The 14482-nt window shown below is 68.8% G+C and carries 15 protein-coding genes; 9 read left to right on the top strand and 6 right to left on the bottom strand.

The features are described 5' to 3' along the window. Positions 1 to 2 precede the first annotated feature (2 nt). Together AC1RUS_RS01180 and AC1RUS_RS01175 are read left to right on the top strand one after the other, a co-directional pair. Positions 3 to 692 carry a DUF998 domain-containing protein gene (locus AC1RUS_RS01180; protein ID WP_492912198.1) on the top strand — a complete coding sequence of 230 codons (690 nt, stop codon included), beginning with the start codon at positions 3 to 5 and terminating at the stop codon, positions 690 to 692. A gap of 28 nt (positions 693 to 720) precedes the next feature. Beyond that, a complete protein-coding gene (locus AC1RUS_RS01175; protein ID WP_492912196.1) occupies positions 721 to 1275 on the top strand; it encodes a hypothetical protein in 555 nt (184 codons plus the stop codon). Between the two features lie 2 nt (positions 1276 to 1277). Here the strand turns inward: AC1RUS_RS01175 and AC1RUS_RS01170 are convergent, their stop codons facing one another. After that, positions 1278 to 1826, bottom strand: a complete 549-nt coding sequence (locus AC1RUS_RS01170; protein WP_492912194.1) for a YbhB/YbcL family Raf kinase inhibitor-like protein — start codon at positions 1824 to 1826, stop codon at positions 1278 to 1280. Between the two features lie 70 nt (positions 1827 to 1896). Continuing rightward, the gene (locus AC1RUS_RS01165) at positions 1897 to 2517 is read right to left on the bottom strand and encodes a TIGR02466 family protein (protein ID WP_492912192.1); all 621 of its coding nucleotides are present in this window, start codon (positions 2515 to 2517) and stop codon (positions 1897 to 1899) included. A gap of 109 nt (positions 2518 to 2626) precedes the next feature. Here AC1RUS_RS01165 and AC1RUS_RS01160 point away from each other — a divergent pair, with 109 nt between their 5' ends. Genes AC1RUS_RS01160 through uvrC form a run of 3 tightly spaced genes read left to right on the top strand, consistent with a single transcriptional unit; the run spans position 2627 to position 5626 of the window. Beyond that, positions 2627 to 3493: a hypothetical protein gene (locus tag AC1RUS_RS01160; protein WP_492912190.1), complete on the top strand. Its 867-nt coding sequence runs from the start codon at positions 2627 to 2629 to the stop codon at positions 3491 to 3493. Positions 3494 to 3508: 15 nt separating this feature from the next. After that, the gene (locus AC1RUS_RS01155; protein WP_492912188.1) at positions 3509 to 3682 is read left to right on the top strand and encodes a hypothetical protein; all 174 of its coding nucleotides are present in this window, start codon (positions 3509 to 3511) and stop codon (positions 3680 to 3682) included. A 42-nt stretch (positions 3683 to 3724) separates the two neighbouring features. Beyond that, a complete protein-coding gene (gene uvrC, locus AC1RUS_RS01150) occupies positions 3725 to 5626 on the top strand; it encodes an excinuclease ABC subunit UvrC (protein ID WP_492912949.1) in 1902 nt (633 codons plus the stop codon). Between the two features lie 10 nt (positions 5627 to 5636). On the opposite strand, the gene AC1RUS_RS01145 is transcribed toward uvrC, so the two are convergent. After that, positions 5637 to 7202: a GH39 family glycosyl hydrolase gene (locus AC1RUS_RS01145; RefSeq protein ID WP_492912186.1), complete on the bottom strand. Its 1566-nt coding sequence runs from the start codon at positions 7200 to 7202 to the stop codon at positions 5637 to 5639. A gap of 164 nt (positions 7203 to 7366) precedes the next feature. Between AC1RUS_RS01145 and AC1RUS_RS01140 the strand changes: the two genes are divergently transcribed. Next, positions 7367 to 8104 (top strand): copper homeostasis protein CutC, encoded by a 738-nt coding sequence (locus AC1RUS_RS01140; protein ID WP_492912184.1) that lies wholly within the window; start codon positions 7367 to 7369, stop codon positions 8102 to 8104. Between the two features lie 300 nt (positions 8105 to 8404). Beyond that, entirely contained in the window at positions 8405 to 9628 is a 1224-nt protein-coding gene (locus tag AC1RUS_RS01135) for a TraB/GumN family protein (RefSeq protein WP_492912182.1), read from the top strand. 292 nt (positions 9629 to 9920) lie between these two features. On the opposite strand, the gene AC1RUS_RS01130 is transcribed toward AC1RUS_RS01135, so the two are convergent. Continuing rightward, the gene (locus AC1RUS_RS01130; protein WP_492912180.1) at positions 9921 to 10940 is read right to left on the bottom strand and encodes a glycosylasparaginase; all 1020 of its coding nucleotides are present in this window, start codon (positions 10938 to 10940) and stop codon (positions 9921 to 9923) included. 108 nt (positions 10941 to 11048) lie between these two features. Between AC1RUS_RS01130 and AC1RUS_RS01125 the strand changes: the two genes are divergently transcribed. Continuing rightward, positions 11049 to 11288: a hypothetical protein gene (locus AC1RUS_RS01125; RefSeq protein ID WP_492912178.1), complete on the top strand. Its 240-nt coding sequence runs from the start codon at positions 11049 to 11051 to the stop codon at positions 11286 to 11288. A gap of 82 nt (positions 11289 to 11370) precedes the next feature. Continuing rightward, positions 11371 to 11919, top strand: coding sequence for a hypothetical protein (locus AC1RUS_RS01120; RefSeq protein ID WP_492912176.1), 549 nt, complete (start codon positions 11371 to 11373; stop codon positions 11917 to 11919). On the opposite strand, the gene AC1RUS_RS01115 is transcribed toward AC1RUS_RS01120, so the two are convergent. Both AC1RUS_RS01115 and AC1RUS_RS01110 read right to left on the bottom strand, forming a co-directional pair. Further along, entirely contained in the window at positions 11916 to 12800 is an 885-nt protein-coding gene (locus AC1RUS_RS01115; RefSeq protein WP_492912174.1) for a kinase, read from the bottom strand. The two genes, AC1RUS_RS01120 and AC1RUS_RS01115, sit on opposite strands and share 4 nt — an antisense overlap. Before the next feature lie 10 nt (positions 12801 to 12810). Further along, positions 12811 to 14439, bottom strand: coding sequence for a sensor histidine kinase (locus AC1RUS_RS01110; protein WP_492912172.1), 1629 nt, complete (start codon positions 14437 to 14439; stop codon positions 12811 to 12813). Positions 14440 to 14482: the final 43 nt, after the last annotated feature.

Genomic DNA, 14482 nt, shown 5'->3' with positions numbered 1-14482 from the left:
CATTGACCCGGGGGGCGGCGGAAGGGATTCTGCCGCCCTCTTCGTTTCCGAGGCCTGCCCGCGTGTCTGCCCGTACTGGCGCTTACCTGAAGATCGGCGTGATCACGCCGGTGATCATGGTCGCCGACGTGTGGCTGGCCCAGAAGCTGTTCCCCGGCTTCAATCCCGGCGCGCAGTTCATCAGCGAGCTGGGCGGGCCGGCCTCGCCCAACCCGCTGGTCTTCAACATCGGCATGATCGTGGCGGGCTTCGCCGGCCTGTTCGCGGGCGCGGGTTTCGCCCATGCCTTGGAGCACGCCGGCGCACGCCGCACGGTGTCGGGGTTCGCCGGGTTGTGGGTGGCGCTGACGGGCTTGGGCGCGATGTTCGCCGGCCTGTTCCACTGGCCCGACGAGATGCACCGCGCCTGCGGCGTGGGCCTGGCCATCCAGTTCGCGCCGCTGTTCACCGCCTGGGCGCTGTGGGGCAAGCCGGGCTATCGGCGCCTGGCCCACTTCTCGCTGGGCTGGTTCTTCGGCCTGCTGCTGGTGCTGGCCCTGCTGACCGGGGTGTGGAACGTACGCACCGGCGGCGACGTCGGCCTCTGGCAGCGCGGTCACGCCTTCCTGGGCCTGCTGTGGCTGGCCATCGCCGCCTGGACGCTGGAGCGCGGCTGGAAGACGCGGCTGGCGGCCGAACCGGCGGCCGTCTAGGCTTTCCTGAAAGGGAGACGACGCCGCCATGATCCGTCGACACCGCGCCACCAGCTGGACACTCGCCGCCGCCGTCCTCGTTCTCGCCGCCTGTTCGGACCGGAAGACAGAGGCTCCCGCACAGCTGCCGTCCGCCGTCGGGTCGGAGATCCGGACGCCGGCCGCATCCCCGCCGCCCGCTCCGCCTTCTGGAGAGACCGTGGGCGGCGACGGCTCGCAGATTCAGCTGTCCGAACTGACCTCGGCCGACATGCAGGCCAACCCCATCGACGGCGAACTCGCCTGCGGTTTCTCGGCGGACGGCAAGCAATTGATCCTGGCCCAGGGCTTTGTGTGGTCGAAGAGCGCCGCTCAGGGCCTGGTCAAGGTGACGGGCTATGTCGAGCGCATCGCCGCGCCAGGCGGCTTCGACGGCATGATCAAGGGCGCGACCTTCACCGGCCAGGGCAAGACCATCGTCATCGCCGTGACCGGCCCGGCGACGGGCGGCGGCGAGTCGCCGCCCTATCCCGCCACCCTGACCTACCAGCGCGCCGACGGCGCCAGCCGAGTGTTTGCTGGGACCTGGACCTGCGGCCCCTAGGCCTACTGCGTGTTGGGCGCCTCGTAGGTGACGATCAGGTCGCCATCCGCCAGCGACGCGCCCTTCAGCGCGCTGACCAGATCGTCCAGCGGCGCGTCGGAGGCGAAGGCCAGGGGCGCGACCAGGGCGAAGATCTGGAAGTGATAGCGGTGAACGCCATGGCCGACGGGCGGCCGGGGTCCGAAATAGCCGACCGTGCCGTTGTCGTTGACGCCCTGGATGGCCCCGCCGATGCGGCCGAGGACGGGCTCGGACGGCAGCCCCTCGGGCAGGCTGGTCGCCTCGCCCGGAATGTTCCAGATCAGCCAGTGCACGAACGGCTGGTCGCGCGGCGCATCCGGATCCTCGACGATGATGGCGTAGGCCTCCGCGTCGCGCACCGCCGACCACACCAGCGGCGGCGAGCGGTTGTCGTGATAGGCCGAGTGGCGGTCGTCCAGCCGGCCCTCGAGATTGATCGAGGTCGTGCTGAGGATGATCTGGCTGTCGCCGAATGCCTTGACCTTCTGGACAGTGATCGCCGCGCCGGAATGCTCGGGGGTCGTCGTCATCGGAAACTCCTTGGCTTGCAAGGATAACCGCCGACTCGAGCCTTGGTTCACCGCCCGCTTGTCGCCCCGCCTAGCGCCAGGCGTAGTTGAAGCTGATGCTGATCCGCTGCTCTTCGGCCTGGTTGGGCGTCACCTCATGGCGCAGCCAGCTCTCCCACAGCAGGATCGTGCCCGGCTCGGGCTGAACATAGACGAACGGCTGCAGGCTCTCCGGCGCATCCTCGTCCCGCGTCGGCGCGGCCATCATCATCGGCAGGCGCGGATCCTCGAACTTCAGGGCCGAGGCGCCGGCCGGGATGGTCACGTACATCGTGCCCGAGATCACACTGTGCGGATGGATATGGCCGGTGTGCTGACCGCCCGGATCGAGGATGTTGATCCAGAAGCTGTCCATCACCAGCTTGCCGCCCGCCAGGTCGAAGCGCAGGTCCTTGGCGAAGGCCAGGGCGTGCTTGTCGAGCTTCTTCTTCAGGTCCGCGAACAGGCTGTCGCGCTGGGGCAAGTCGTCCAGCGAGGCGTAGGAGGTGTAGCCCAGATAGCCCTTCTTCTCGGCCCAGGCCTGACCGGCCTCGTCCTCCTCGGCCACGGCGATGCAGGCGTCGTGCAGGTCGTCGATGAAGACCTCGAACCCCTTTTCGCCCGAAAGGCTGGCTTCATAGAGCGGCGTGACGAAGAGCGAGCGCGTGGTCATGGGGGCGGCGTAGCGCCCTGCGCCGGCGAAGTCAAAATACGCTCCATGATTGTATTATCAGGAAATACGGCATAGCTTGAAATATCGGCGTTCTTCAAAGGGGGAGGAAATGCGCGTTGTCGTCGTGTGTCTGTCGATCGTGATTGCGATCGGCCTTGGCGGTTGCCAAAGCTTCAGCGGCTATCCCGCGCCTCTCGAAAGCCGCAAAGAGGCCCTGGCCCACGTCCAGGCCGACACCCTGCCGTCGGCGATCGGCGCCTATGACCAGACCCAGGACGAGGCCGGACGACGCCAGCAGCGCGACCGCATCATCCGCGCGCGGCTCTACGCCACCGACATCAACTACAACGCCTTCGCCCAGTCGCTGTCGACCGAGCAGAAGTCCTTCGCCCTGGGCTCCGACATCGTCGCCGTGGGCCTGACTGGCGCGACGTCCCTGGCCAAGAGCTCCGCTACCAAGACCCGCCTGGCCACCTATGCCAGCGCCGCCCTGGGCGTGCGCGCGACGGTCGACAAGGAGGTCTATTTCAGCAAGACCCTGCCCGCGATCATCGCCCAGATGAACGCCTCGCGACGGACCATCCTGGCCAAGATCACCGAGGGCATGGCGCGGACGGACGCCGCTTATCCGCTGGTCGCCGGTCTAGCCGACCTCGAAAGCTACTACACGGCCGGAACCCTGAACGGGGCCCTGGGCGAGATCGCCAAGGAAGCCGGCGTCCAGACCCAGGCCGCCGACGAGCGCATCGCGTCGGTGGTCAAGGTCGCGGCCAGCTACGACGACCTAGCCGTCAAGCTGAACACCTATCGCACGCCCGACGGCGTCAATCGCGACACCGCGCACGAGGCCAAGCTGATCGCCTGCCTTCCGGCAGGCGCGGCGTCTCGCGACGTCACCGCCGCCATCAACGGCCCGGTCGCCGAACGCGCGAAGCTCGCGGCCTGCCTGAAGGCGGCCGGCGAAACGCTCAACTAGACGGGAGGAAGACCGATGCCAGACAACACTGCCGAAGTCAGTCACGAGCTCAAGCAATACGTCTACACCGGCGTCACCGAGGCGCAGCGTCCCACCCTGGTGGCCGATCTTTGGCGGGACGGCGCGATCCGCGTGGACGTGGTCAAGAAGGGCGACACCTACACCGTGACCGCGACGTTCCGGGTCTAGTCTCACGCAGCGCCCCATGCGCTCGCCCGTCGAGTCGCCTATATCGGGAGCGTGAACGACGACACCGCCCCTCCCCTCGCCAACGCCCTGCGCGGCGCCGCCCTGATCAAGGACGAGGTCACGCGCCTGCCTGACGCGCCCGGCGTCTATCGGATGATCGGCGACGCCGACGAGGTGCTCTACGTCGGCAAGGCCAAGAGCCTGAAGAAGCGCGTCGTGCAGTACGCGCAAGGCCGCTTTCACACCAACCGCATCGCCCACATGGTCGACGCCACGCGGGCCATGGAGTTCGTCACCACCCGCACCGAAGCCGACGCGTTGCTGCTCGAGATCAACCTGATCAAGTCGCTGAAGCCGCGCTTCAACGTGCTGCTGCGCGACGACAAGAGCTTCCCCGAGATCATGATCCGTCGCGACCACGCCGCGCCGCAGCTGCGCAAACATCGAGGCGCGCACGCAATCAAGGGCGACTATTTCGGGCCGTTCGCCAGCGCCTGGGCGGTGAACCGCACGCTGAACACGCTGCAGAAGGCGTTTCTTCTCCGCTCGTGCAGCGACAGCGTCTACGAGACCCGCGACCGGCCCTGCATGCTGCACCAGATCAAGCGCTGCGCCGCGCCGTGCACGGGCCTTGTCAGCCTTGAGGACTACCAGGCGCTGGTCGACCAGGCCGAGGCCTTCCTGCGCGGCAAGTCGCGCGCGGTGATGGCCACCATGGCCAAGGCGATGGAAGAGGCCGCCGAGGAGCTGGAGTTCGAGCGCGCCGCGCGGCTGAGGGATCGCATCCGCGCCCTCTCGTCCGTGGCCCAGGAGAGCCAGATCAATCCCGAGACCGTGGAGGAAGCCGACGTCGTGGCCCTGCACGTCGAGGGCGGCCAGGCCTGCGTGCAGGTGTTCTTCTTCCGGGCCGGCCAGAACTGGGGCAACCGGGCCTACTTCCCCCGCATCACCGGCGCGGCCGAGGAGGAAGGGGTCAGTGAGGAAGCCCAGGCGATAACCGCGTTCCTCGGCCAGTTCTACGACGACAAGCCGATCCCGCGCCTGATCCTGGCCAATATCGAGCCGGCCGAATGCGGCCTGCTGGCCGAGGCCTTCGCCCTGAAGAGCGGCCGCAAGGTCGAGATCAGTGTCCCCAAGCGCGGCGAGAAGGCCGACCTCGTCGCCCACGCCCTGACCAACGCCCGCGAGGCGCTAGGCCGCAAGATGGCCGAGGGCTCGGCCCAGACCAAGCTCTTGGCCGGTGTCTGCGAGGCGTTCGGCCTGGAAGGCCCGCCCGAGCGGATCGAGGTCTATGACAACAGCCACATCCAGGGCACGAATGCGGTCGGCGGCATGATCGTGGCCGGGCCGGAAGGCTTCATGAAGGGCCAGTACCGCAAGTTCAACATCAAGAGCACTGAGCTCACCCCCGGCGACGACTACGGCATGATGAAGGAGGTGCTGAAGCGCCGCTTCGCCCGCCTGGTCAAGGAAGAGGAAGAGGGTGACAGCAGCGCCCGCCCCGACCTGGTGCTGGTCGACGGCGGCAAGGGCCAGCTGGACGCGGCGCTGGAGATCATGGCCGATCTGGGCGTCGACGACATCGCCGTCGTGGGCGTGGCCAAAGGCCCGGACCGCGACGCGGGGCTGGAGCGGTTCTTCATGCCCGACAAGACGCCGTTCATGCTCGAGCCCAAGTCGCCGGTGCTCTACTACCTGCAGCGCCTGCGCGACGAGGCCCACCGCTTTGCCATCGGCGCCCACCGCACGCGCCGCTCGATGGACATGAAGAAGAACCCCCTCGACGAGATCGAGGGCGTCGGCCCCGGTCGCAAGAAGGCCCTGCTGCACGCCTTCGGCTCGGCCAAGGGCGTCGGCCGCGCGGGCGTCGAGGACCTGATCAAGGTCGAAGGCGTCAGCCAGGCCCTGGCCGAACGCATCCACGCGTTTTTCCGCAAGAGCTGAGGCTGGCGGACTACCGCGCGTCGACCTCGGCCAGCACCACGTCATAGGTTCGCATCGGCAGGCTCAGCCGGCCCCGCCCGTCGGCGCCGACGCGGATGGAATGGATCGTGGGCGCATCCCCCGTCAGGGCGCGCAGTCGGTTCAACTGCGCGTCGTCGAGCGTCGCCGGCGCGCCCATCTCCAGATAGGCGGTGTAGGCGTCGTTGGCCTTGAAACCCACCCGCCGCACGGTCACCCGATGAACGCCGGGACGCAGGTTCGCGATCGCGATCTCCAGCGGCGCGGCCGGCTTGGGCTCTCGCACCCGGCGGAAAAAGGGTCGGTTGCTCACCGCCTGATCGGGCAGCTCATAGCGCCAGGCCAGGATCTGCAGTTTGTCGCCCTTCAGCGCCGCGATGCTCTGGGCGTCGCCGGTCGGCAGTTCACGGTCGCCCAGGCTATTGAGGTACTTGTAGGCGAAATAGGCCGGCTTGCGCAGGCCTTGCGGGCTCAGCAGGCCAAAGCCGCCTTCGAATGGCCGACCTTGTGGTCCCGGCTCTTCGAAAAGGTCGCTGAACGTCCAGTAGCTCATGCCTTGGACCAGGCCTTCGCTCTCGCGCAGCTTGGTCAGCACATAGGAGGCGCTCAGATAGTCATCGTGGATCGGATCGCGCGGATTGTAGCTGGCGCTCCACTCGGTGAAGAACAGCGGCAGGCCGGGTCGGGACGAGGCCTGGATCTCGCGGCGCACCTTGCGCACGTCGGCGACGACCGCGTCGGGATCGCGCGACAGCCTGTTGTCGCCCTCGCCCTTTTCGTCCAGGAAACCGCCCTCGACGCCGTAGGTGTGGGTGGTGATGAAGTCGACCGGCAGATCGTGCTGGTCGGCATAGGCCAGGAACTCCGGAACCCAGGCGGCGCCGGCGGTGGACGGGCCGCCGACGCGCAGGCCCGGATCCACGGCCTTCAGCGCCCGCGCCGTCCGGCCGTAGTAATCGAAATAGGCCGCCTGGTCGGCCCGTTCCCAGAAGCCGTCGAGATTGGGCTCGTTCCAGAACTCGAAATACCAGCTGCGAACCTCCGCCGCCCCGTAGCGGTCGATCAGGTGGCGGGCGAAGGCGTCGATCAGTCCGGTCCAAGCCTCGGGCCGAGGGTGAGAGGTGTTGCCCTTCCAGTAGAAGATCGTCTGGTTCGAGGTCTTCATGGCGTCGGGCGTGAAGCCCAGCTCGACAAAGGGCTTGAGGCCCATGGCCAGGAGCCGGTCATACAGCCGGTCGATGCGGGTCCAGTCATAGACCGGCCGCCCGTCGACCTGACGATAGACGCCCATGTCGTCGTGAAAGATGTCGTGGAAGCGGACATAGCGAAAGCCCAGCTCGTCGCGCACGGTCTTCAACTGCGCCAGGCTGTCCTCGCGGATCAGGGTGCCGGGATAGTCCGAGCCGATCGAATATTCCGCCATCCGATCGCGCGGGCGGCTTTCCGCCTTCACGTCGACGACAATGGACCGCGCGGCTGGACTCGCGGCCTGGACGGGCGAGAAGCCCATCGTCAGCGCCCAGATCAGGACCGCTCCCCACTTCCATGAGACAGGCAAGCGGCCTCCTTTTTTATATGTGGCTGTGTTTTCAAGATTGATAACGCTGGCATGTGGCCGCTGCAAGGCTTCGACCACGCCTCACCCTGTGGATAAGTTTTCCATCGTCTGGCGCGCCGCGGTCGTCGATGGTTGGAAGACCTGACCGCCCTGAGGAGCCGCCCATGCCTGTCCTGCTTGAAGTCTGCGTCGAGAGCCCGTCCGGCCTGGCCGCGGCGATCGCCGGCGGCGCGGGACGAGTGGAGCTGTGCTCGGCCCTGGCCCTGCAGGGCATGACGCCGTCGCCGGGTCTGATGGCCCTGGCGGCCGCCGCGCCGATCCCGGTCTATCCGATGCTGCGGCCCCGGCCCGGCGACTTCTGCTACGATATGGTCGAGCTGGACGCGATCCGTCGCGACATCGACGCGGCCCGGACCTATGGCCTGAAGGGCGTGGCGATCGGCGCCAACCTGCCGTCCGGCGCCCTGGACGCCCGGGGTCTGGAGACGCTGAAGGCCCACGCCGAGGGCCTGGACACCACCCTGCACCGCGCCTTCGACCTGACGCCCGACCTGACCGAAGCGCTGGAGACGGCCATCACCCTGGGCTTTTCCCGCGTGCTGACCTCCGGCGGCGCGATCAGCGCCCTCGATGGCGTCGAGACCATCGCCGGCCTCGTCGAACAGGGGCGGGGACGGATCAGCATCCTGGCCGGGGCCGGCGTGCGTCCCGGCAACGTCGCCGACCTCGTGGCCCGCACCGGCGTCACCGAGGTGCACGGCTCGTTCGGCGGCCTCGCCGCGCGCGGGACAGATGGCGGTGCGGACGGACGCGGCTGGGCCATGGGCTTCGTCGATCGCGACCTGCGCGACACCGACCGCACGGCGGTGGCGGCGGCCGTGGCCGCGCTGAAGGGTCTCTAGGTCGGATCGCCAGACGCTCCACGAGGGCGGATGTTGCCAGGACCGACAACGGCCGGCCGTGGCGATCTGAAGGTCCGCTTGCGTCACAGTCGCCAATTTGCGCTCACGACCCGGAGCGGACGTTCACCCCTCTAAGCCGGCCTGCTGGCCCGTCAGACTCTGCGTCACAAGACCCGAAAGCAGCCGTTCGGCGCCTGGCTGATGGTCATCATCTTCTTCCACGCCGTCGCCACTCGCGCGGCGGCGTCGTTGTGTCGGCCATTTGATTGAACGCTCGCGCCAGACGTGCCTAAGAGGCCCATGCGCTTTTTCCTGCCCGCCCTGCTGCTCGCCATCGCTCCCGCCGCCGCGTTCGCCCAGATGCCGCCGTCTCTCCCTGCCGAGGCCCTGGTCGAGGCGGTCGAGCCCGCCAAGGTCGACTATCTGAAGGCCCACGTGGTGGCCTCCGGCCCCGTCGCCGGCCCGCTGGTCCTCAACCTGCCGGCCGACATCTATCGCGCCCGGCTGATCCTGCTGGGCGAGAGCCATGGCGCGGCCGCGCCTCAGGCCATCGACCTGCAACTGCTGACCACGCTCAATCGCAAGGTCGGTTTGAAGGACTATGTGGCCGAGATCGATCCGGTCCAGGCCGAGCGTTTCAACCGCTATCTGGCCACCGGCGACGAGGCCGATCTGGACCGGGTGTTCGACTTCTGGACCAATAGCGCCCAGTGGGGAAACCAGCTGTTCGAGGCCAAGATCCGCAAGATCCGCGCGCTCAACCAGACCCTGCCGGCCGGCAAGCGCATCCGCTTCTGGGGTCTGGACGCCATCCAGGACTGGCCGCTGCTGATCGACTGGCTGGCCGCCGCCGGCGCCACGCCCGACAAGGCCGCCTTCGACGCGCTGAAGGGCGAGAAGGCCAAGGCGGCCCTGGCCCTGACCTGGCTGGACGCGTCCAAAGGCGGCGATCCGGTCACGCGCGCGGCGCTGAAGACCGGTCTGACCCAGCGCGCGTCCGGCGGCAATCGCGAGAGCACGATCTTCGCCGGCTATGAGCATCTGGTGACCACGGGTGCGCTGGGCGATCGCCCGGCCTATGGGCTGTGGGGTGTCTATCACGTGCTGCAGGCTTCGGTGAACAAGGCTCCGCCGTTCGCCACGCGGGTGAGGCAGTCGACCCTGCCGGCCGCCAAGTCGATCGTCAGCATCGGCCTGGTGCTGCTCGACAGCGCCGTGGTCATTCCCGCCCCGATGCCCGGCGGCGTGCAGATGCTGCGGCTCGACCAGTTCAATGTCGACGGACCGATGATCAAGATGGACGGCTCGGCCGACCTACGCGCCGCCACCGCGCCGGCCACCGTCACCCTGTTCGACCTGGCCGCGCCGGGCTCGCCGTTCGCCGCTGCGCCGGACTTCGCAGCGGTGAAGACCAGCATCGGCCAGAACTTCATTCCCGACGATCCAAAGGCCCCGGCCACCGACTATCTGCGGATCGCCGGCGTGGTGCGTGGTTCCGACTGGGCCCCGCCGCGCCTGCCCTGAACGTTTTCCGACAGCCATCGCGCAGAAAGGCGGGCGCCCAAGGCCTGGGGCCTCGGCTATGCCGCGGTCGACCTTCGCGCGGCTTCAATCGAACGTCCGCGTCGGGCCGGTTCGTCGCAGATCAGATGTTCGATCCGGCTCGCGGCCTTTCACCACCTCGCCCTCAGCTCGCTCTTCAGGCCGAGTTCCGGGGCGTGGATGTCGCAAACCACCCCGAACAGACCTTCGGCATGGCCGCTCGCAGAGCCGGTAGCCGGGTTTGTCGATCGCAGTCTCCGGCTGTGTCTTGCTCCTAGTAGAAGCTCTGACCCGGCAGCAGAGCGCTCTGATCCGCCCCATCGCAGAGCGCGTAGGTGAAGCCCTTCTGGATCGCCCAGGCTCCGACCTCACCCTGCTTGTTGATCGCCAGGAAGCCGACCTGGATGTCCTTGGCCGCCGGCTTCTTCTTCAGGATGCGGGCGACGGCCTCCTTGCAGGCCTCCTGCGGCGAGCGGCCCTGGCGCATCAGCTCCACCACCAGGAAGCTGCCGACATTTCGGATCACCTCCTCGCCGACGCCGGTCGAGGTGGCGCCGCCGACCTCGTTGTCGACATAGAGGCCCGCGCCGATGATCGGGCTGTCGCCGACCCGGCCGCGCATCTTCCAGGCCATGCCGCTGGTGGTGCAGGCGCCCGAGATGTCGCCCGCCGCGTCGAGGACCAGCATGCCGATGGTGTCGTGGTTGTTCGCCCCGCCCGGCGTGCCCAGCCGGCCGCTGGTCTGGCGATAGTCGAGATTCTCGCTGTTGGCCTTGGGCGCGTACTTGGCGTCCTTCTTCCAGCCCTCCCAGGCGATGCGGGAGTCCTCGGTCAGCAGTTCTTCGCGCGGGAAGCCCTGCTCGATCGCGAACTGCAGGGCGCCGGCCCCGACCAGCATCACGTGCGGCGTCTTCTCCATCACCTTGCGGGCCACCGAAATCGGGTGGGCGATGTGCTCCAGCGCCGCCACCGAGCCGCAGTTGCCCAGCTCGTCCATGATGCAGGCGTCCAGTGAGACATGGCCGTCGCGATCGGGATAACCGGCGCGGCCGACGCTGTGGTTCTTCAGGTCCTGCTCGGGCACGCGAGCCCCGGCCTCGACCGCGTCCAGCGCCCGGCCGCCCTTGGACAGCACCGCCCAGGCCGCGTGGTTGGCCGGCACGCCGAAGTCCCAGGTGGAGATCACGCACGGCTTGGACAGCTTGGTCATGCCCTCTCCCGCCTTGGCGGCCGACGCCAACAAGCCCGCGCCGACGGCGGACGCCCCGATCAAACCTCTGCGACTCAAGCTCATGCGGCGTCCCTCCAGCTGTCGCCGTCGAGCCTAGCCGCGCCGCGCGGCGGAGGCGATCCAAACCCGCTGCGACCTTGCGGTCCAGCTTGCGGCGACCACATCGAAGGCATGAGCGATCTTTCCGCCGCCCTGATCACCCTGGCTGTCATCGCCGTGCTGGGCCCTCTCGCCGCCTGGGCGATCAGCAACGCCAAGCGATCCAAGCGGGCCATGGCGCCGCTGGCCGGCATGATGATGCTGCTGGGCGCGTTCTTCACCGCCGATCCGCCCCCGCCGCCGCGTTCGGAATCGATCGCACGCGACGAGGAGGACGAGGACGGCGCAGGCGACACCACGCGGCCCAAATGAATTCACGTCAGTAATTTTTTACAGTTGTCAAACCGTCGCTGACCTTCCTAGAGTGCCGCCATCGCTCTTGGGGAGGACGCCGATGACCAAGCCGGTGTGGGACAAGCCGACCCGGATGCCGCTGATTCCCCGGATCATCTCGGCGCTGTTCGTGGTCGGCATCCTGGCGGGCCTGGCGTACTGGGCCGTCGACATCACCCGGTTCGAGCGCCGCAACGCGCCCCTGCGCCCGCCCACCGACGCGGAGCTCGCCGCCGCCCGGCCGCAGGCGCGCGCGACCTGGAACCTGGTGCGCGGCAACCTGAGCACGCGGCTGAAGCAGACCAATCCTCTGGACCTGGGCGCGGTCTGGTCCACGCGCACCGGACAGATCTGCGGCCTGGTCAACGGTCGCGGCAGCTTCGGCGGCCTGACCGGCATGGTGCGGTTCTACAGCGTCCAGCACACACCGGTCTTCCACCAGGACGTCGAGCACCTGCAGTTCCAGCACGCCTGGTTCCAGTGTCAGCGCGACCGCTGGGTCGAACTGCACGCCGGCGCCGAGGAGCCCGGCTTCTGCGGCACCGAGCTGGGCAAGCGGCGCTGCTACACCGTGCGGATCAAGGATCGGGTGCGGACGGTCGAGAACTAGAGCCCGCGCGTCTCGACCGGCCAGCGCGCCGCGTCGAGACGCACGGCGATGTCGGCGCGGCCTGGCAGATCTTGGGCGATCCACTCGGTCAGCCGCTGGTAGTGGGCGACGAAGCGGTCCAGCGCGGCATCGTCCATGGCGAGGGCTGGATCTCGGCCTTCGACAGCGAGACGCTGGCGCAGCCGCGCCTCCTGCTCGCCCCGCCAGGCGCGGACGGTGGCGAAGTCCGGGGCGGTCAGCGCGATCAGGAGGTCGAGCCGCGCGAAGAGCTCGGCATAAGCGCCGGCCAGGGCCGCATTGGCGTGGGCGCGCCAGACGCTCGAAGGGTCCTCGTCCCGCTCCAGGGCGTTGACGGGCTCGGCCAAGGCCGACACGGGCTGGGCGCGGGCCCCGACGCACCAGCCTTCCAGTAGGATCACCCGGGCGGGGCCCGCGAACGGGCTCCAGCCCGACCTCGGCGCGCGATCGTCGGCGGCCTTGTCGAAACGCGGGATCAGCGTCGGTCCCGGCCGCGCCAGATCGTCCAGCACGCCGAGGCCGAGGGCGACATCGTGCGTGCCCGGAACGCCGCGCGTGCGCAGCAGGGGATGGACCCGCGCCGCCAGGGCCTCGCGCTCGGCCTTGGTCAGGTAGAGGTCGTCGAGCGACAGGTTGGCGGTCGCCAGGCCCCGCCCACTCAGCAGCCGAGTGACCAGTCCCACCAGGGTGGACTTGCCCGCGCCCTGCGGACCGCACAGCCCTACGACCAGCGGCCTGTCTCGCCCTTGCGCGGCCACGGCGATCCGCGCCGCCAGCGGCAGGTGCAGACGGGCGGCCAGGTCGGCGAAGGCGGGCGGCAGGCGCTCCTCGTCCATGAAGACGGCGATCAGGTCGGCGTCCATGATCGGGCCCTCAGAAGGGGTTGGACCAGCGCACCGCGCCCGACAGCGGCAGGGTCGCCTCGAAGACCAGGCCCTCGGAGCGGAAGTCGAACCGGGGCTCGCCCTTCAGTTCGCGGCGGATCGAGCTGTCGATCAGGCGGGTGCCGAAACCCGGCTTGTTGGGCGCGGCGACGGAAGGTCCGCCGGTCTCCTCCCAGGTGATGGTCAGTTTCTCGTCGTCGGAGCCGATGCGCCAGGCGATCGTCACGCGCCCGGTCGGCGCCGACAGGGCGCCGTACTTGGCGCTGTTGGTGGCCAGCTCGTGGAACACCATCGACAGCGACACGGCCGTGTGCGGGTTCAAGGGCACGGACGGCCCGCCCATCTCGACCCGCTCGCCATGGGCCTGGGTGCAGACCCGCATCAGCTCGCCCAGATCGGCCTGGCGCCAGCCCGTGCGGGTCAGCAGATCGTGCGCGCCGGAAAGGGCGATCAGCCGCTCGGTGAACACCTCGACCGGCGCGCCCTCGACCTTGCCGAAGGTCTGGCGGGCCAGGGCCTGGACAGTGGCCAGCGTGTTCTTCACCCGGTGGTTCAGCTCGTTGATCATCACGCCCTGACGCTCCTCACGGGCCTTCAGCTCGCGGGAGGCGGCGGCCAGGGCGTCCTGAATGGCGGCGATCTCCTCCAGACTGCGCTCGGACGCGGCCTGCACCGCTTCGCCCTGGCCGATGGCGCGGGCGGCGGCGACCAGCCCGCCCACCTGGCGGTTGATGCCGCGCGAGAAGAACAGGGCCAGGCCGATGCCCAGGGCCAGCAGCAGGCCGAAGACCCCTGTCGCTGCCGCGACCGAAGTGGTCACCGTCCGGGCCAGGTCGGCGCGAGGGATGGCCACCACCAGCGTCCAGCCGGTCTGCGGCGAGCGGGTGTAGGCCACCATGGTCGGCACGCCGTCCAGCGAGGTGCTCTTGTTGACCCCCTCGTTGGAGCGCTTGAGGTTCTCGGTCATGTCGGCGGAGGCCGAGTGGCCGGTCATGGCCTCGTTTCGGCGCGAGCGGGCGATGACCTTGCGGTTGTTGTCCAGCAGGGTCGCGACCCAGTTGTCAGGCACGCGCTGCTGGCGGAACACCGAGGTGAACGAGGACGCCTCGACCACGTAGGACAGCACATAGGGCTTGCCCTTTACGGAGACGGGCGTGCCGACCGTCACCAGATAGCGCCGCGCGACCGCGCCCATCCGCAGGTCCGAGACCTTGCTCTTGCCGGCCAGCAGCGCCTGGGTCAGCCCGGGATCGCGCGCCGCCTTCGGCAGCGGGGTTCCATAGGGGCGCAGGGTGTTGACGATCTGCTGCCCGGCGATGTCGGTGACCACCACCCAGCCGGTGCGCTGGTCGGTGACGCGGCGGGCGCGGGCGTGGAAGGCCTGCCAGTCGCCGGCGATCAGGGCCTGGTCGCTGGCCAGGGTCTCGGCCACGGCTACGCCGACGGCGGCCTGGCGGTCGATGGCTCCCGACAGCGCCCGGGCGGTCGTCAGCATCTGTTCGTAGGTCTGGCCGCGCCCCTGGCGGTCGGCGCCGGCCAGCAGGAAGCCCATGCTGAGCAGGGCGGGAACCAGCAGGCTGATCGTCAACAGGACCAGGCGACCGCGAACCGAGTTCACGCTCCCCCGAGCCCGTGTTCCGACACGATCCAGCAGTTCCATC

The organism is Caulobacter sp. GW821-FHT10F06, assembly GCF_058809215.1.
Note: the sequence above shows the minus strand (reverse complement) of the source record. Positions and strands in the feature narration are given on the sequence as shown.

Coding starts and splice junctions, on each gene's coding strand:
- AC1RUS_RS01140 (WP_492912184.1), top strand. CDS start 7,367: ATGCCTGTCCTGCTTGAAGTCTGCGTCGAGAGCCCGTCCGGCCTGGCC.
- AC1RUS_RS01115 (WP_492912174.1), bottom strand. CDS start 12,800: ATGGACGCCGACCTGATCGCCGTCTTCATGGACGAGGAGCGCCTGCCG.
- AC1RUS_RS01170 (WP_492912194.1), bottom strand. CDS start 1,826: ATGACGACGACCCCCGAGCATTCCGGCGCGGCGATCACTGTCCAGAAG.
- AC1RUS_RS01175 (WP_492912196.1), top strand. CDS start 721: ATGATCCGTCGACACCGCGCCACCAGCTGGACACTCGCCGCCGCCGTC.
- AC1RUS_RS01160 (WP_492912190.1), top strand. CDS start 2,627: ATGCGCGTTGTCGTCGTGTGTCTGTCGATCGTGATTGCGATCGGCCTT.
- AC1RUS_RS01130 (WP_492912180.1), bottom strand. CDS start 10,940: ATGAGCTTGAGTCGCAGAGGTTTGATCGGGGCGTCCGCCGTCGGCGCG.
- AC1RUS_RS01155 (WP_492912188.1), top strand. CDS start 3,509: ATGCCAGACAACACTGCCGAAGTCAGTCACGAGCTCAAGCAATACGTC.
- AC1RUS_RS01165 (WP_492912192.1), bottom strand. CDS start 2,517: ATGACCACGCGCTCGCTCTTCGTCACGCCGCTCTATGAAGCCAGCCTT.
- AC1RUS_RS01120 (WP_492912176.1), top strand. CDS start 11,371: ATGACCAAGCCGGTGTGGGACAAGCCGACCCGGATGCCGCTGATTCCC.
- AC1RUS_RS01125 (WP_492912178.1), top strand. CDS start 11,049: ATGAGCGATCTTTCCGCCGCCCTGATCACCCTGGCTGTCATCGCCGTG.
- AC1RUS_RS01135 (WP_492912182.1), top strand. CDS start 8,405: ATGCGCTTTTTCCTGCCCGCCCTGCTGCTCGCCATCGCTCCCGCCGCC.